Here is a 16331-nt window from a genome sequence, read left to right on the forward strand (position 1 = left end):
GGGTCACGCGGGCCGGGCTAATCCCACACCGTTTGCACGGACCAGTCGGCGTGGGTGGCCGCGGCCGTGTCGCCGTCGGGCATGCGCACCAGGGTCAGCAGGTGCACGGTGAGCCCGCGCAGCCGCCCCCGGAACGCGTCGACGGTCGGAACGGTGACCGCGAGCCGGCTGCGTGGCCGGAACAACGCGGTGGTGGGCTCCGCCGAGTCCTCGTACCACAGCGAAAGCCCCCACGGCGCGTCGCCGATCGCGTTGGGCACCGACAGCTGCACCGGATCACGCGAGGTCACCGGCAGCACGCCCAGCGCCTGCGGTCTCGTTTCACAGTCGTTGAGGTTCAACACATCGCAGTACTGGTAGGGCCCCACCCGGGTCAGGTGGCCGTGCGAGTACGCGCTGATCTGCGGGCGCTGCGGGCCGCGGTCGCGGGCCAGCAGCCAGGCACCGACTCCGGCGCCGGCCGCGGCCAGTACCACCAGGACCGCGACCAGCGCGGCGACGCGGTTTTTCACCGGGGCCCCCATTCCGGGGTGGGCACCGCATCGTCGGCGCGCCCACCCTGTTGTTCCACCATGACCGGCCGGTTACCGCCGAACCCGGGTATCAACGAGTTCCCTTGATACGACAGGACGGTTTGCGCCAACCCCGGAATCAGCAGCGCGGTGATCGCGGTGAACCCCACCCACAGGTCGGTGTACACCAGCACCCCCAGCGCCCCGCCCAGCACCCAGGCCAGCTGCAGCGTCGACTCCGATCGGCCGAACGCCGACGCCCGGGACTCCTCGGGCAGATCGTCTTGCAGGGAAGCGTCCAGCGACGCTTTCGCGATCGCGCTCGATCCCGAGGTGATCAGCGCCGCGGCGGCGACCACCATCAGGTTTCCGGTCACCGCCGAGGCCACCGCGGCGACGGTCACCGCCACCGTGCAGCGCACCACCAGCATCGCGGGCCGGCCCAGTTTCAGCCGCGCGCTGGTGAAGTTGCCGATGAAGTTGCCGACCCCGGCCGCCGCGCCGATCAGGCCGAGGATCGCTAGCTGCTGCCAGCCGCTGGCGTCATGTTGTTTGGCGACGAACGCCGGATACAAAAACAAGAAGCCGACCATGGCCTTGATCGTGCAGTTGCCCCACAGCGAGGTGATGATGTTGCGGCCCAAGGGTTGCCGCAGCGCACCGCTGGCCCGGCGGAAATGCTCGGACCAGCTGGGCCGGTGCTGGTTGACGTGGGCGTGATAGCTCAGCGTAGTGGGGACCTCCCCGGCGGTCACCTCCACCCAGCGCGGGATGCGCATGGACAGCCACGCGCCGGCGGCCGTCACCGCGACGATCACAAACAGGGCGCCCGGCAGGTCGAACAGCCGGCTGAACACGAACTCCACCCCGGCCGCGACACCCCCGCCGACGATGGTGCCGCCCAGCAACCCGAACATCGTCAGCCGGGAATTGACCCGCACCAAATCGATGGTCGGCGGCATCACCCGCGGCGTCACCGCGCTGCGCAGCACCGAAAACGATTTCGACAGCACCATCATGGCCAGCGCGCACGGATACAACACCCAGGACGGGTAGCTACCGGTCGCGCCGTCGTAGTTGAGGATCAGCAGCGCCGCCAGCCCGGTGCGCAGCCCGAACGACAACGCCAGCGCCACCCGCCGCCCGTGCTGCAGCCGGTCCAGCGCCGGCCCGATCAGCGGCGCCACCACCGCGAACGGCGCGATGGTGATCAGCAGGTACAACGCGACCTTGTCTTTGCTCTCCCCGGCGGCCGCCGCGAAGAACAAGGTGTTGGCCAGCGCCACGGCCATCGCGGCGTCGACCGCGAAGTTGGCCACCACCGGCCAGGTCAGCGCGGTCAGCCCGGACTTGTCGGCGCCGTCGGCGGTGGCCGCGCGCTGCACCAAGTCGTACATCCGCGAACCCATTTCGCGGCCGCGCTGGGCCGCGACCCGGGTGACGGTGATCTTGTCACCGGCCCCGCGCGGCGGCTCGCTGCGCGGCGGCGACGTCTGCTGGCCGCGCAGCGGCGGCAGGTAGCGGTTGGCGCTGGGCACCGGACCCGGGCGGCCCGGCCGCCGAGAATCGGGGTGCTCGCTGGGGTAGTTGGCCATGCCGGGATGTTCACCGGCGGACCGGCTGCGCGGTGGCCGGCCGACACCCGAGGGTGCACCTCGGAACGGACCCGGAGTCGAGTCGTCGCGGCGCCGTCCAGTCACGGCTCAATTCTCCCCTATGCCGGTCGCGCCCCGCCGCAGGGAACGGGTGTGGCTGGCCGCCGAGCGCTACGGCAGTATTGGGGAGGTACTAAAGCAGAAGGGACCAGTGTGACCGGACCCACCCAAGACGCCGTGGTGGCCACCGCGGCCGACCAGCAGGAAATCCCGGCCATCCTCGCCGACGCCGCCGAGGCGGCCCGCGCTGCCGTCGTGGAGTTCAGCGGTGCCGAGACGGTGGGGGACTACCTGGGCGTGCAGTACGAAGACCCCACCGCCGCCACCCACCGGTTCTTGGCGCATTTGCCCGGCTACCAGGGGTGGCAGTGGGCGGTGGTGATGGCGGCCTATCCGGGGGCCGACCACGCCACGATCAGTGAGGTGGTGCTGGTCCCGGGGCCGACGGCGCTGCTGGCCCCCGACTGGGTGCCGTGGGACCAGCGGGTCAGGCCGGGCGACCTGGGTCCCGGCGACTTGCTGGCGCCGCCGACCGAGGACCCGCGGTTGGTGCCCGGCTACACCGCCAGCGGCGACCCGCAGATCGACGACGTCGCCGCCGAGATCGGGCTGGGACGGCGCCAGGTGATGAGTCCGTGGGGCCGGGCCGAGGCGGCGCAGCGCTGGCACGACGGCGACTACGGCCCGGACTCGCCGATGGCGCGGTCCACCAAGCGGGTGTGCCGCGACTGCGGGTTCTTCCTGCCGCTGGCCGGTGCGCTCGGCACCATGTTCGGGGTGTGCGGCAACGAGATGTCCGCCGACGGCCACGTCGTCGACTGCGGCTATGGCTGCGGTGCCCACTCCGACACGCCGGCCCCCGCCGGCACCGGGTCGCCGCGCTATGACCCCTACGACGACGGGGTGCTGGACGTCACCGCGCCGAGCCCGGCCGCCGACTAGCTCTCGGCGGCGGCCTTGATGCTGGCCAGCGACGCGTTCATGCCGTCGAGCAGTTCGCGTTCGAAATTGGGCACCCCGCCCATCAACGCCTTCACCGTCAGGTTCGACACCGCGCTGACGCCGTTCTCGGCGTGCCGGCTCTCGACGACCTTGGTGCCCGTCGCGGTGGGCTCGAGTTCGTAGCTCCACACCGTGCGGTTGGCGTTGACCCGAAACGCCAGCTTCTGCTGCGGGACGACCTCGGTGATGGTGCTGGTGGTGGGCCAAAACATGGAGCCGCGGCGGTTCAGGTTCAACGTGCGGGTGCCCGGGCGCAGCGGGCCGAACTGCTTCATCCACCGGCACTGCGGACTCCACTGCGGCATCCGGCGGAAGTCGGAGATCAGCTCCCAGACCTTGGCGACCGGTGCGTTGATCTCGATCTGTGTCTGCAGTAGCGGTGCTGCCATGGACCCACTCCTTACTGGTTGCTGTCCCGGTCGTGGCCGGCCGGCGGGCCGAGACCGGTTTGGGCGCCGCGTGCGCCGCGGCGGGCCGCGTCACGCTGCCATAGGAAGATAGCGGTGCCCAGCAAGCCCACCGCCAGACCGGCCACCGTCACCGGGCGCCAACTGTCCAGCGCGGGCACCAGGAACGCCGCCGCGGCGGCGAGGGTCCAGGCCACCGCGCCGACCGCGATGACCGGCCACGCCTGGACCAGCGCAGCCGGCAGCGGCGGCGGCTCGGGTGGGGAATCTCTGGGCATTGCTGTTCAACTTAACGGGTCGGCTGCGCTGACTCTGCGGCTACCGGGCGGTCTTCTCGCACTTCTGCGTGGTGGGTGCAGACTCAACCCGCGGTAATGTCCTCGCGGTGGTGAATGTCGAGGATATTGCCGATCCCGACGACCCGCGGCTGGATAACTTCCGCGACCTCAACAGCATCGACCGTCGGCCCGATCTGCCCACCGGCAAAGCCTTGGTGATCGCCGAAGGGGTGCTGGTGGTGCAGCGCATGCTGGCGTCGCGGTTCGCGCCGCTGGCGTTATTGGGTACCGACCGGCGGCTCACCGAACTGGCCGCCGATCTGGCCGGCCGCGACATCCCCTATTACCGGGTGACCGCCGAGCTGATGGCCCGGGTGGTCGGGTTCCATCTCAACCGTGGGGTGCTGGCCGCGGCGCGACGGGCACCGGAGCCGACGGTGGCGCAGGTGGTCGACGGGGCGCGGACGATCGCCGTGCTCGAGGGGGTCAACGACCACGAGAACCTGGGGTCGATCTTCCGTAATGCGGCCGGCCTGGGCGTGGACGCGGTGGTGTTCGGCAGCGGATGCGCCGACCCGTTGTACCGGCGCGCGGTGCGGGTGTCGATGGGCCACGCGTTGCTGGTGCCCTACGCGCGGGCGGCGCAGTGGCCCGCCGACCTCGGGTTGCTGCGGGAGCTGGGGTTTCGGCTGGTGGCCATGACCCCCGACCCGCGGGCCTGTCCGCTGCCGGAGGCGATGGCCGCCGTGCGTGGGCAACCGGTGGCGGTGCTGGTCGGCGCGGAGGGGCCCGGGTTGACCGCGACCACATTGCGGATCAGCGACCTGAAGGTGCGTATTCCGATGTCGCGGGGCACCGACTCGCTCAACGTGGCCACCGCGGCGGCGTTGGCCTTCTACGAGCGGGCCGCCCGGTGAGATTGGGCTACGCTCGCGCGGTGACCGACGACTCCACGCCCTGGGGAACGGGTTTGACGGTGGCCGGGTTCGTCGCCGCGGTGACCGCGACCGCGGTGGTGGTGTTGAGCCTCGGGCTGACCCGGGTGCATCCGATGTTGGCCGTGGGACTCAACCTGGTCGCGGTCGGCGGGTTGGCGCCGACGGTCTGGGGGTGGCGACACACCCCGGTGCTGCGCTGGTTCGTGTTGGGCGCCGGAATCGGTGTCGGCGGGGCGTGGCTCGCGCTGCTAGCGCTGACGCTCGCCTGACGGCCAGCTCAGCCCTGGCCGCTGGACCGCACGCCCAACAGCACGTCTTCCCAGGCGGGGATCGCCGGTTTGCCGCGGCGGCTGCGCGCCGGCGCCGGCTGCTGTTCGGGCGCCTCGTCCACCACCGGCGGCGGCGCCGGCGCGGTGAAGGCGAGCTGGGCCACCGGCGCCAGCGGGCGCAGCGGCCGCTCAAAGCTGGGGTCGATCAGCGCGTTGGCCTCGTCGTCGACTGCGGTGACGGTTCCGCCGTGCGCGCCCGGTGCGTAGCGGAAATGCGCAACGTTGTCCGAGCGGCCGGCCTTCCAGGCCAGCTGCACCGTCCAGCGGCCGTCCTCGTTGCGCCAGGCGTCCCAGGTGGTGCTGTCGGTGGACAGCCCACGCGCCACCAGCGCGGAGGTGATCACCTCGAGCAGCGTCAACACCGAGGGGCCGTCGGCCAGCACCGGATGGGCGGCCGTTGCCAGCTCCGCGGCCCGCGCCCGCTCCAGCAGCACCGGGTGGGCGAACCGTTCGACGCGCGCGATGTCGACGCCGGCCGCGGCGGCCACCTGCTCGACCGAGGCACCGGCCCGGATCCGGGACTGAATCTCCTTGGGACGCAACATGCTGGGTACCTCAATGTCGAGCTGGGTTTGGCCGACCCGGGCCGCGTCGCCGCGCAGCGCCGCGCGCAGCCGATCATCGGCCCGAACTTTGAACTTGTCCGCGGGATCCTCGCCCTCGCAGATGATGTATTTGCCATCGACGTCGAGTCCAATGACCTTGAGTTCGCGCATGACATCTCCTCGCGAGGCTCTTGGCAGACCAGCCCGCCGGGCCTGTCAGGTGCGCACTCTAGTGCAGCTAGCGGCCGCAACCGCGCTGACACGCGGGGGAGGGGCGGCCCGGCTTACAGGCGTTCGACCACCCAGTCGATGCACTCGGTGAGCGCGCTGACGTCTTCGGGCTCCACGGCTGGGAACATCGCCACCCGCAGCTGGTTGCGGCCCAGTTTGCGGTACGGCTCGGTGTCGACGATGTCGTTGGCCCGCAACACCTTGGCCACCGCGGCGGCGTCGACCTCGTCGGCGAAGTCGATGGTGCCCACCACCTGCGAGCGCAGCCCCGGGTCGGTGACGAACGGGGTGGTGTACGGCCGAGTCTGCGCCCAGGAGTACAGCCGCTGCGACGAGTCGGCGGTGCGCTTGACCGCCCAGTCCAGCCCACCGTTGCCCAGCAACCAATCCACCTGTTCGGCCAGCAGCGCCAGCGTGGCGATCGCCGGGGTGTTGTAGGTCTGGTTCTTCAGGCTGTTGTCCACCGCGATCGGCAGCGACAGAAAGTCCGGCACCCAGCGCCCGGACGCCGCGATCGCCTCGATCCGGGCCAGCGCGGCCGGGCTGACGATGGCCAGCCACAACCCGCCGTCGCTGGCGAAATTCTTCTGCGGCGCGAAGTAGTAGGCGTCGGTCTCGCTGATGTCGACCGGCAGGCCGCCGGCCCCGGAGGTGGCGTCGATGACGACCAGGGCGTCACCCGAGCCGTCGGGCCGGCGCACCGGAACCGCCACCCCGGTCGACGTCTCGTTGTGGGCCCAGGCGATGACGTCGACGGACGGGTCGGACTGCGGCGCGGGGGCGCTACCGGGCTCGGCCTTGACGACGATCGGGTCGCCGACGAACGGGTTCTTGGCCACCGCCGAGGCGAATTTCGCGCTGAACTCGCCGTAGGTCAGGTGCAGCGAGCGCTGGTCGATCAACCCGAACGCGGCCGCGTCCCAGAACGCGGTCGCGCCGCCGTTGCCCAGGATCACCTCGTAGCCGTCGGGCACCGAGAAGTAGTCGCGCAACCCGCTACGCACCCGGCCGACCAGGTCTTTCACCGGGGCCTGCCGGTGCGAGGTGCCGAACAAGCCGGCTGCCGTCGTGGTCAGCGCGGCCAGCTGCTCGGGGCGGACCTTGGAGGGTCCAGACCCAAAGCGGCCATCGCGGGGTTTGATCGCGGCGGGAATCGTGAGCTGCTCAGCCATGCCCACCAGCGTAGACAGCGGTCAGCCCGGTCCTTCACGGCGGCCAACAAGTGAACTAGATCACAGCCGGGCCGCCGATCGCGCGTCGGCCACAGCGCACAGTTTGGGTCTAGCCACTTGGTGATACCTCCGGTACCGTTGGACATAACTCGTCCGAATGTAAACCTTTACGGGAGGGTTTCGGGATGGCTCAGAAGACAGCACGGACGCGCATGGTGCGGCGTTGGCGACGCAACATGGACGTCTCCGACGACCAGGCCTACGTGGACATGCTCACCACACTGTCCGAGGGGTCGGTGCGGCGAAACTTCAACCCTTACACCGACATCGACTGGGACTCGCCGGAGTTCGCGGTCACCGAGAACGACCCGCGCTGGATTCTGCCGGCCACCGACCCGCTGGGTCGGCACCCGTGGTACCAGGCCCAGCCGCAGGACCGGCAGATCAAGATCGGTATGTGGCGGCAGGCCAATGTGGCCAAGGTCGGCTTGCACTTCGAGTCCATCCTCATCCGCGGCTTGATGGAGTACGCCTTCTGGACCCCCAACGGGTCGCCGGAGTACCGGTACTGCCTGCACGAGTCGGTTGAAGAGTGCAACCACACCATGATGTTCCAGGAGATGGTCAACCGCATCGGCGCCGACGTACCCGGCATGCCGCGGCTGCTGAAGTGGCTGTCGCCGCTGATCCCGCTGGTCGCCGGCCCACTGCCGATCCCGTTCTGGTTCGGCATCCTGGCCGGGGAAGAGCCCATCGACCACACCCAGAAGAACGTGCTGCGCGAGGGCAAGACCCTGCACCCGATCATGGAGCGGGTGATGGCCATCCACGTGGCCGAGGAGGCCCGGCACATCTCGTTCGCCCACGAGTACCTGCACAAGCGGGTGCCGCACCTGTCGCGGCGCAAGCGGTTCTGGCTGTCGCTGTACGTCCCGGTGGTGATGCGGGTGCTGTGCTCGGCCATCATCGTTCCGCCGAAGGCGTTCTGGCGGGAGTTCGAGATTCCGCGCGAGGTCCGCAAAGAGGTGTTCTTCAAGTCGCCCGAGGGCCGGCAGATGCTGCGCGACATGTTCGGCGACGTGCGGATGCTCGCGCACGACACCGGCCTGATGAACCCGCTGGCCAAGCTGATGTGGCGGATCTGCAAGATCAACGGCAGCCCGTCGCGGTACCGCAGCGAGCCGCAGCGCCAGCACCTGGCCGCGGTTCCGGCCGCGTAACGGAGCCCGCTACCCGATGCCGCACGTTATTACGCAGGCGTGCTGTAACGACGCCTCGTGCGTCTTCGCCTGTCCGGTCAACTGCATTCATCCCACGCCCGACGAGCCGGGTTTCGCCACCTCCGAGATGCTCTACGTCGACCCGGTGGCCTGTGTGGACTGCGGCGCCTGTGTGCGCGCCTGCCCGGTGGAAGCGATCGCGCCCGACACCCGGCTGGCGCCCAAGCAGCAGCCGTTCATCGCGATCAACGCCGCGCACTACCCGGACCGGCCGGCCGACGTGAAGCTGCCGCCGACGTCGAAGCTGGCGCCGGTGCTGCCGGCCGCCGAGATCCGCCACGGCCGCTACCCGCTGACCGTGGCGATCGTCGGGTCCGGGCCGGCGGCAATGTATGCCGCCGACGAGCTGCTGACCCAGCCCGGCGTGCTGGTCAACATGTTCGAGAAACTGCCCACCCCGTACGGCCTGGTGCGGGCCGGGGTGGCGCCCGACCATCAGCGCACCAAACTGGTCACCCGGTTGTTCGACAAGGTCGCGGCGCACCGGCGGTTCAATTTCTTCCTCAACGTCGAAGTGGGCAAGCACCTCAGCCACGCCGACCTGCTGGCTTACCACCACGCCGTGCTGTACGCGTCCGGGGCGCCCAACGACCGTCGGCTGCAGATCGAGGGCATGGAGTTGCCCGGCACCGGCACCGCCACCGAGCTGGTCGCCTGGATCAACGGGCATCCGGAGTTCACCGACCTGCCCGTCGACCTCAGCGGGGAACGGGTGGTGATCGTCGGCAACGGCAACGTCGCCTTTGACGTGGCCCGCATCCTGACCGCCGACCCCGACGAGCTGGCCCGCACCGACATCTCCGACAACGCGCTGGCCGCGCTGCGGGACTCCCGGGTGCAGGAGGTGGTGATCGTCGCCCGCCGCGGGCCGGCCGCGTCGGCGTTCACCCTGCCCGAACTCATCGGGCTGACCCAGACCGCCGAGGTGGTGCTCGACGCCGCCGACCATGACCGGGTCCGGCGCGACCTGGCGACGACGGACAGCGCCCTGACCCGGCGCAAGCTGGAGATTTTGAGCAAACTCGGCGACGCGTCGGCCCCGATCACCCGGCCGCGCATCCGGCTGGCCTACGAGTTGACGCCCAAGCGGGTGATCGGGCCAGATCGGGTGACCGCGATGGAGTTCACCCGCACCGGCACCGACGCGGTGGAAACTCTGCCGGCCGGTCTGGTGCTCACCTCGATCGGCTACCACGGCAAAGCGATTGCCGACCTGCCGTTCGACGACGACGCCGGGGTGGTGCCCAACGACGCCGGCCGGGTCGTCGACCCGGCCTCCGGGCAGCCGGTGCCCGGCGCCTACGTGTCGGGGTGGATCAAGCGCGGCCCGACCGGGTTCATCGGCACCAACAAATCCGACTCGCTGCAAACTGTGCACACCCTGGTCGCCGACTACAACGCCGGCCGGTTGGGGGAGCTGGCCGGGGGGCCGCGGGCGATCGCCCGACTGGTGCACGCCCGTCAACCCGACGTCATCGACGCCGCCGGATGGAAGGCGATCGACGCCGCCGAGATCGCCCGCGGCGCCGCCGACGGCCGTCCCCGCGACAAGTTCGTCGATATCCGCGACATGCTGGCCGCCGCGGCCAGCGCCCCGCCGGTACCGCTGCACCGGCGGCTGCTCAACCTCGTGCAACGCTAGGGCGCAAACGGCGCCTGCGTCGGTGAACTAGCCGCGGTGAACCTGGTCCCAGCCCTCGACGGACTCCGGGCTGCGCGGGGCGGGCCCGACATACACCGCCGACGGGCGCACCAGCTTGCCCAGCCGCTTCTGCTCCAGGATGTGGGCACACCAGCCGGCGGTGCGCCCACAGGTGAACATCGCCGGCATCATCTTGGCCGGCACCCGGGCGAAGTCCAGGATCACCGCCGCCCAGAACTCGACATTGGTCTCGATGGCCCGGTCCGGGCGTCGCTCCCGCAGCTCGGCCAGCGCGGCCTGCTCCAGGGCGGCGGCCACCTCGTAGCGCGGCGCCGCCAGCCGCTGCGCGGTGGCCCGCAGCACCCGGGCGCGCGGATCCTCGGCCCGGTAGACCCGATGCCCGAAACCCATCAACTTCTCGCCGCGATCCAGGATGCCCTTGACCACCGCCCGGGCGTCGCCGGTGCGTTCGGCGTCCTCGAGCATCGGGATCACCCGCGCCGGCGCCCCGCCGTGCAGCGGGCCGCTCATCGCCCCGATCGCGCCGGACAGCGACGCCGCCACGTCGGCGCCGGTCGACGCGATCACCCGGGCGGTGAACGTCGACGCGTTCATGCCGTGCTCGGCGGCGGTGACCCAGTACGCGTCGATGGCCTCCACGTGCCGGGGATCCGGCTCGCCCTGCCAGCGCGTCATGAATCGTGCGGTGATGGTGGGGCATTCGTCGATCAGCCGCTGCGGGATGGCGGGCTGGTAGATCCCGCGGGCGGACTGGGCGACATAGGACAACGCCATCACCGAGGCGCGCGCCAGCTGGTCGCGGGCGGTGGCGTCGTCGATGTCGAGGATGGGTGCGTAGCCCCAGATGGGGGCCAGCATGGCCAGCCCGGCCTGCACGTCGACCCGCACGTCGCCGGTGTGAATCGGCAGCGGGAACGGCTCGGCCGGCGGCAGCCCGTGGCCGAAGCTGCCGTCGACCAGCAGCGCCCACGCATCGCCGAACGTGACCCGCCGACTCACCAGGTCTTCGATGTCGACACCGCGGTAGCGCAGCGCGCCGCCGTCCTTGTCCGGTTCGGCGATCTCGGTGGTGAATGCCACCACGCCGTCCAGGCCGGCGACAAAATTCTCCGGGACCACAGTCATACGGCGATTCTCGCATTCCGCGCCCGGCCCCGTGCTACCGGTCGGTAACTGAATCCGGGGGCGGCGGGCGGTAGCGTTACCCAGTGGCCGCCGACGACGATGCAGCGCGCAGCGATGCTGTGGGGGCATCGCCCGCGCGGTGGACGGATCCAGACAACGAGCACCTGGCGGCGATGCGAGTGGAATACGTCTCGGAGAAAGACAACAGCGGCGACCTCGATGAACACTGGCTCGACGAGGGCTGGCATGTCCTGCTGCGCAGGTGGATCGGCGACGCCGAACGGGCCGGCCTGGCCGAACCCAACGCGATGGTGCTGGCCACCGTGGCCGACGGGCGCCCGGTCAGCCGGTCGGTGCTGTGCAAAAGCCTCGACGAGACGGGCATCACCTTTTTCACCAACTATGACTCGGCCAAGGGCGCCGATCTGGCTGCCACTCCGTACGCGTCGGCGACGTTCCCCTGGTATCAGCTGGGGCGGCAGTTCCACATCCGCGGCCCGGTGACCAAGGTCAGCGCGCAGGACACCGCGGACTACTGGGCCAAACGCCCCCGCGGCTCCCAACTGGGCGCCTGGGCGTCGGACCAATCGCGGCCGATCGCTTCCCGCGCGGCGCTGCTGCGCCAACTCGACGAGGTGACCGCGCGCTTCGCCGACCAGCCCGCCGTCCCGGTGCCGCCCAACTGGGGCGGCTACCGCATCGCCCCCGAGGTGGTCGAATTCTGGCAGGGCCGGGAAAACCGGCTGCACAACCGGATTCGGGTCAGCGGGGGTCGCGTCGAACGTTTACAGCCCTAGTGGGGCTGTTCGCCGACACCACGCCGCTGCGCAGCCCCGACTTCCGCCGGCTGTGGGTGGCCGGCATACCCACGGTGATCGGGGCGAACCTGACCGTGTTCGCGGTCCCGGTCCAGATCTATGCACTGACCGAAAACTCGGCGTATGTCGGGCTGTCCGGCGTCTTCGCGGTGGTGCCGTTGATCGCGTTCGGTCTGCTGGGCGGCGCCTGGGCCGACGCCATGGACCGGCGCACGCTGCTGATCCTCGCCTCGTGCGGTCTGGCGGTGGCCTCGGGCCTGCTGTGGGTGCAGGCCGCGGCGTCGGTGCGCAACGTCTGGGTGGTGTTGTGCCTGCTGGCGGTGCAGCAGGGCTGCTACGCGGTGAACGCTCCGGCCCGGTCCGCGGCGATCCCGCGGATGCTGGCCGGTGGTGAGCTGCCGGCCGCGAACTCGCTGAACATGACGGTGACGCAGTTCGGTGCGATCGTCGGGCCGCTGCTGGCCGGGCTGCTGCTGAACTGGGTGGACCTGTCCACCCTGTATCTGATCGACACCCTGAGCTGCCTGCTGCCGATCTGGGCGACCTGGCGGCTGACGCCGATGCCGGTCAGCGGCGACGTCACCGCCGCCCGCTGGGGCTGGGCGGCGGTGGCCGACGGGTTCCGCTACCTGGCCGGCAACCAGGTGGTGTTGATGTCGTTCGTGGTGGACCTGATCGCGATGATCCTGGGCATGCCGCGGGCGCTGTTTCCGCAGATCGCGCACGAGAGTTTCGGCGGGCCGGTCGACGGTGGCACCACCATGGCGTTGCTGGCCGCGGCGATGTCGGTGGGCGCGGTGGCCGGCGGGGTGTTTTCCGGCTGGCTGCCGCGGATCCGCCGCCAGGGGCTGGCGATCGTCGTCGCGATCATGGTGTGGGGGGCGGCCATGGTGGGGTTCGGGCTGGCCGCCGGGCACGGACACGGCCGGGTCGGCCCGGCGCTGTGGGCGGCACTGGCCTGCATGGCGATCGGCGGGGCGGCGGACATGGTGTCGGCGGCGTTCCGGTCCACGATGCTGCAGCAGGTCGCCTCCGACGAGATGCGCGGGCGGCTGCAGGGCGTGTTCGTGGTGGTGGTCGCCGGCGGGCCGCGCCTGGCCGACGCGGTGCACGGCGCCGCCGCGGCGGCGATCGGCACGTCGGCGACGGCGGCCGGGGGCGGGGCGCTGGTCGTGATCGGCGTGCTGCTCGCCGCGTTGCTGGCCCCGGCGTTCGTTGGGTACCGGGCGCCGGGAGGCGGCGGGCGCCAGCCCTGACCCCCAGCCAAGCGCGCCGCCACGACAGCGACTACCTTTCTCTATACGCACCTATGCGGGCAGCTTTTGTTCGAGTTGAAGAGACCAAAGGGGTTCTTGTGGCCGCAACCGACGACACCGCCACCCTGAAGTACCCGGGCGGGGAGACGGAACTGCAGATCGTCCGCGCCACCGAGGGCGCTGACGGCATTGCGCTCGGGTCGCTGCTAGCCCAGACCGGCTACACCACCTTCGACGGCGGTTTCGTCAACACCGCGTCCACCAAGAGCGCGATCACCTACATCGACGGCGACGCCGGCATCCTGCGCTACCGCGGCTACCCGATCGAGCAGCTCGCCGAGAAATCGACGTTCATCGAGGTCAGCTATCTGTTGATCTACGGGGAGCTGCCGACCAAGGAGCAGCTGGAAACCTTCACCCGCCAGATCCAGCGGCACACCATGCTGCACGAGGACCTCAAACGGTTCTTCGACGGCTTCCCGCGCAACGCCCACCCGATGCCGGTGGTGTCCAGTGCGGTCAACGCGTTGAGCGCCTACTACCAGGATTCGCTGGACCCGATGGACAACGGCCAGGTGGAGGTATCCACCATCCGGCTGCTGGCCAAGCTGCCCACCATCGCCGCCTACGCGTACAAGAAGTCGATGGGTCAGCCGTTCCTGTACCCGGACAACTCGCTGACCCTGGTGGAGAACTTCCTGCGGATGACGTTCGGGTTCCCCGCCGAGCCGTATGAGGCCGACCCGGAAATCGTCCGCGCGCTGGACATGCTGTTCATCCTGCACGCCGACCACGAGCAGAACTGTTCGACATCGACGGTGCGGCTGGTCGGCTCGTCGCGGGCCAACCTGTTCACCTCGATCTCGGGGGGCATCAACGCGCTGTGGGGTCCGCTGCACGGCGGCGCCAACCAGTCGGTGCTGGAGATGCTGGAGGGCATCCGGGAAGACGGCGGCGACGTGCGCGAATTCGTCCGCAAGGTCAAAAACCGGGAGGACGGCGTCAAGCTGATGGGCTTCGGCCACCGGGTGTACAAGAACTACGACCCGCGGGCCCGGATCGTCAAGGAGCAGGCCGACAAGATCCTGGGCAAGCTCGGCGGCGACGACGAGCTCCTCGAGATCGGTAAGGCGCTCGAAGAGGTGGCGCTGACCGACGACTACTTCGTCGAACGCAAGCTGTACCCCAACGTCGACTTCTACACCGGGGTGATCTACCGGGCCATGGGCTTCCCGACCCGGATGTTCACCGTGCTGTTCGCGCTGGGCCGGCTGCCCGGCTGGATCGCGCACTGGCGCGAGATGCACGACGAGGGCGACAGCAAGATCGGCCGGCCCCGCCAGATCTACACCGGGCAGCGCGAGCGCGGCTACGTCACCATCGACGCCCGGTAGGCCCCCGGCGTCCGGCCTCCGGCCTCCGGCCGCCGCAAACGGCGCCGACTGTGCCAAGACCGCCGCGTCCACTGTGCGATCTCATACGCTTGAGACGCTTAAAGCGTATGGATTCGCACAGTCGCGGGCGCTCGGGTTCGCGTCTGTGCGTCACCGCCGCCGCCCACCCGACTAGGGTGGGGCCGGTGACAAGCAAACCTGAGATCGACTTTCCGAGCGGCCCGGCACCGACCGAGCTCGTTATCCAGGACCTGGTGGTGGGCGACGGCCCCGAAGCGGCGCCGGGCGGCACCGTCGAGGTGCACTACCTGGGCGTCGAGTATGACACCGGCGAAGAGTTCGACAGCTCCTGGAACCGCGGCCAGACCATCGAGTTTCCGCTGCGCGGCCTGATCCAGGGCTGGCAGGACGGTATTCCGGGCATGCGGGTCGGCGGCCGCCGCCAGCTGGTGATCCCGCCGGAGCAGGCCTACGGCCCGGCGGGTTCCGGGCATCAACTGTCGGGCAAGACGCTGATCTTCGTCATTGATCTGATCGGTACCCGGTAACCGTCGCGCTGCTCTAGGCTGCCTATCGCTGGAAGCGGGCATCGGTCCCGTTCATCGACACGAGGAGGGCGTGCATGCCTGAGTCCGAGGCGGGTTCCGACGAGGCTCCGGCAGCCACCGAGTGGCGGAAAGCCGCCGCCTGGTACCGGCGGCGGCCCGGTCTGGCTTGGCTGATCGGGCTGGTGCTGATCCCGGCGCTGTTGGGGGTGATCGGCTACGGCGTCAACGACCGATCCCGGTCGCAGGAGGCTACGCCCAGCGGTGCCCTTCCCACGTTGACCGAAACGTCGGCCGTCGGCGCTCCCTCGGCGGTTGGCGTTCCGCCGGCGGTGCCGCCGCAACTGGCGCTGGCACCGCTGTCGATCGTCCGCAGCGGCGACCAGATCACCCTCGACGGCGACATGCCCAGCCCGGAAGCCAAGCGGGTACTGCTGGACACCGTGATCGCCGCGGTCGGTCAGGACGTCAACATCAACGACAATCTCGGCGTCAACCCCGACGTCAAAGCGCTCGACTTCTCCGCCGCTGGGCCCTTTTTCAACGCGGCAGCAGGTATCGCGGACTTCAACCTCGGCGTCAACGGCGACACCATCACACTGCGGGGCACCGCGGCCGTGGAGGCAGACCAGGACGCCGTTGAGGACGCGGCCGTCAAAGCCTGGCCCAACGTGAACATCGCCGACTACATCAAAATCGCTGGCCCGGTGACGCCCAACGAAACACCGGCCCCCGCTCCGGCGCCGGCCCCGAACGCACCGCCGCCGCCGGCCCCGAACGCACCGGCCCCGCCGGCCCCCGCCCCCGCGGCGTGCGCCAATCTGCAGGCGGATATTTCCGGGCTATTGAAGACCCCGATCACCTTCACCACCGACGGGTCCACCTTGACCCCGGCCGCCGAGCAGACGCTCACGCAGGTGGCCGGCAAGCTGACCGCATGCCCGACCACCCAGGTCGCCGTCAACGGGTACACCGACAACACCGGCACGGACGCCATCAACACGGCGCTGAGCGGCAAACGGGCCCAGGCGGTCGCCGAGTTCCTTGTCGCACACGGGGTTCCGGGCGATCACATCACCTCAAAGGGCCTCGGTGCCGCCGACCCGGTGGCCAGCAATGACACGCCGGCCGGGCAGGCTCAGAATCGTCGCGTCGAAATCGTGGTCAGCTAAGGAGAATCC

General features: G+C 70.1%; 17 protein-coding genes. 10 read left to right on the plus strand and 7 right to left on the minus strand.

Features of this window, described 5'->3' with window-relative positions:
* Positions 1–17: 17 nt before the first annotated feature.
* Both ACAG26_RS08785 and ACAG26_RS08790 read right to left on the minus strand, forming a co-directional pair.
* Positions 18–512, minus strand: a complete 495-nt coding sequence (locus tag ACAG26_RS08785; protein WP_370481310.1) for a DUF2771 domain-containing protein — start codon at positions 510–512, stop codon at positions 18–20.
* Complete coding sequence (locus ACAG26_RS08790; RefSeq protein ID WP_370481313.1) at positions 509–2107, minus strand: MFS transporter; 1599 nt, start codon at positions 2105–2107, stop codon at positions 509–511. The genes ACAG26_RS08785 and ACAG26_RS08790 overlap by 4 nt, the downstream gene beginning before the upstream one ends.
* A 213-nt stretch (positions 2108–2320) precedes the next feature.
* Between ACAG26_RS08790 and ACAG26_RS08795 the strand changes: the two genes are divergently transcribed.
* Complete coding sequence (locus tag ACAG26_RS08795; protein WP_370481315.1) at positions 2321–3109, plus strand: DUF3027 domain-containing protein; 789 nt, start codon at positions 2321–2323, stop codon at positions 3107–3109.
* On the opposite strand, the gene ACAG26_RS08800 is transcribed toward ACAG26_RS08795, so the two are convergent.
* Complete coding sequence (locus tag ACAG26_RS08800; RefSeq protein ID WP_370481318.1) at positions 3106–3558, minus strand: SRPBCC family protein; 453 nt, start codon at positions 3556–3558, stop codon at positions 3106–3108. The genes ACAG26_RS08795 and ACAG26_RS08800 overlap by 4 nt on opposite strands.
* Positions 3559–3569: 11 nt before the next feature.
* A complete protein-coding gene (locus ACAG26_RS08805; protein WP_370481320.1) occupies positions 3570–3854 on the minus strand; it encodes a DUF2530 domain-containing protein in 285 nt (94 codons plus the stop codon).
* Between the two features lie 107 nt (positions 3855–3961).
* Between ACAG26_RS08805 and ACAG26_RS08810 the strand changes: the two genes are divergently transcribed.
* Complete coding sequence (locus ACAG26_RS08810; RefSeq protein ID WP_370481322.1) at positions 3962–4771, plus strand: TrmH family RNA methyltransferase; 810 nt, start codon at positions 3962–3964, stop codon at positions 4769–4771.
* Positions 4772–4791: 20 nt separating this feature from the next.
* Positions 4792–5061, plus strand: coding sequence for a DUF2537 domain-containing protein (locus tag ACAG26_RS08815; RefSeq protein ID WP_370481324.1), 270 nt, complete (start codon positions 4792–4794; stop codon positions 5059–5061).
* Between the two features lie 8 nt (positions 5062–5069).
* Here ACAG26_RS08815 and sepH read toward each other — a convergent pair whose 3' ends face one another.
* Complete coding sequence (gene sepH / locus ACAG26_RS08820; RefSeq protein WP_370481326.1) at positions 5070–5837, minus strand: septation protein SepH; 768 nt, start codon at positions 5835–5837, stop codon at positions 5070–5072.
* Between the two features lie 113 nt (positions 5838–5950).
* Entirely contained in the window at positions 5951–7069 is a 1119-nt protein-coding gene (gene serC / locus ACAG26_RS08825; RefSeq protein WP_370481328.1) for a phosphoserine transaminase, read from the minus strand.
* A 185-nt stretch (positions 7070–7254) separates the two neighbouring features.
* Between serC and ACAG26_RS08830 the strand changes: the two genes are divergently transcribed.
* A complete protein-coding gene (locus ACAG26_RS08830) occupies positions 7255–8289 on the plus strand; it encodes a diiron oxygenase (protein ID WP_370481330.1) in 1035 nt (344 codons plus the stop codon).
* Between the two features lie 16 nt (positions 8290–8305).
* Positions 8306–9991, plus strand: coding sequence for an FAD-dependent oxidoreductase (locus tag ACAG26_RS08835; RefSeq protein ID WP_370481332.1), 1686 nt, complete (start codon positions 8306–8308; stop codon positions 9989–9991).
* Positions 9992–10018: 27 nt separating this feature from the next.
* Here the strand turns inward: ACAG26_RS08835 and ACAG26_RS08840 are convergent, their stop codons facing one another.
* A complete protein-coding gene (locus ACAG26_RS08840) occupies positions 10019–11137 on the minus strand; it encodes a citrate synthase 2 (protein ID WP_370481334.1) in 1119 nt (372 codons plus the stop codon).
* A gap of 173 nt (positions 11138–11310) precedes the next feature.
* On the opposite strand from ACAG26_RS08840, the gene pdxH reads away from it, so the two are divergent.
* The 5 genes from pdxH to ACAG26_RS08865 all read left to right on the plus strand — a co-directional run bounded on the left by pdxH (position 11311) and on the right by ACAG26_RS08865 (position 16322).
* Positions 11311–11934: a pyridoxamine 5'-phosphate oxidase gene (gene pdxH / locus ACAG26_RS08845; RefSeq protein WP_370481665.1), complete on the plus strand. Its 624-nt coding sequence runs from the start codon at positions 11311–11313 to the stop codon at positions 11932–11934.
* Positions 11934–13211 (plus strand): MFS transporter, encoded by a 1278-nt coding sequence (locus ACAG26_RS08850; protein ID WP_370481336.1) that lies wholly within the window; start codon positions 11934–11936, stop codon positions 13209–13211. The genes pdxH and ACAG26_RS08850 overlap by 1 nt, the downstream gene beginning before the upstream one ends.
* Before the next feature lie 98 nt (positions 13212–13309).
* Positions 13310–14605, plus strand: coding sequence for a citrate synthase (locus ACAG26_RS08855; protein WP_370481338.1), 1296 nt, complete (start codon positions 13310–13312; stop codon positions 14603–14605).
* 185 nt (positions 14606–14790) lie between these two features.
* Entirely contained in the window at positions 14791–15153 is a 363-nt protein-coding gene (locus tag ACAG26_RS08860) for an FKBP-type peptidyl-prolyl cis-trans isomerase (RefSeq protein WP_370481340.1), read from the plus strand.
* Positions 15154–15227: 74 nt separating this feature from the next.
* A complete protein-coding gene (locus tag ACAG26_RS08865; RefSeq protein ID WP_370481342.1) occupies positions 15228–16322 on the plus strand; it encodes an OmpA family protein in 1095 nt (364 codons plus the stop codon).
* Positions 16323–16331: the final 9 nt, after the last annotated feature.

The sequence above is a fragment of the Mycobacterium sp. pUA109 genome (genome assembly GCF_041287095.1).
Lineage (GTDB): Bacteria > Actinomycetota > Actinomycetes > Mycobacteriales > Mycobacteriaceae > Mycobacterium.

What these genes read in the sequence shown, in the direction of transcription:
- ACAG26_RS08790 (WP_370481313.1), bottom strand. Translation starts at nt 2,107, where the DNA reads ATGGCCAACTACCCCAGCGAGCACCCCGATTCTCGGCGGCCGGGCCGC.
- sepH (WP_370481326.1), bottom strand. Translation starts at nt 5,837, where the DNA reads ATGCGCGAACTCAAGGTCATTGGACTCGACGTCGATGGCAAATACATC.
- pdxH (WP_370481665.1), top strand. Translation starts at nt 11,311, where the DNA reads ATGCGAGTGGAATACGTCTCGGAGAAAGACAACAGCGGCGACCTCGAT.
- ACAG26_RS08800 (WP_370481318.1), bottom strand. Translation starts at nt 3,558, where the DNA reads ATGGCAGCACCGCTACTGCAGACACAGATCGAGATCAACGCACCGGTC.
- ACAG26_RS08840 (WP_370481334.1), bottom strand. Translation starts at nt 11,137, where the DNA reads ATGACTGTGGTCCCGGAGAATTTTGTCGCCGGCCTGGACGGCGTGGTG.
- ACAG26_RS08805 (WP_370481320.1), bottom strand. Translation starts at nt 3,854, where the DNA reads ATGCCCAGAGATTCCCCACCCGAGCCGCCGCCGCTGCCGGCTGCGCTG.
- ACAG26_RS08830 (WP_370481330.1), top strand. Translation starts at nt 7,255, where the DNA reads ATGGCTCAGAAGACAGCACGGACGCGCATGGTGCGGCGTTGGCGACGC.
- ACAG26_RS08835 (WP_370481332.1), top strand. Translation starts at nt 8,306, where the DNA reads ATGCCGCACGTTATTACGCAGGCGTGCTGTAACGACGCCTCGTGCGTC.
- ACAG26_RS08865 (WP_370481342.1), top strand. Translation starts at nt 15,228, where the DNA reads ATGCCTGAGTCCGAGGCGGGTTCCGACGAGGCTCCGGCAGCCACCGAG.
- serC (WP_370481328.1), bottom strand. Translation starts at nt 7,069, where the DNA reads ATGGCTGAGCAGCTCACGATTCCCGCCGCGATCAAACCCCGCGATGGC.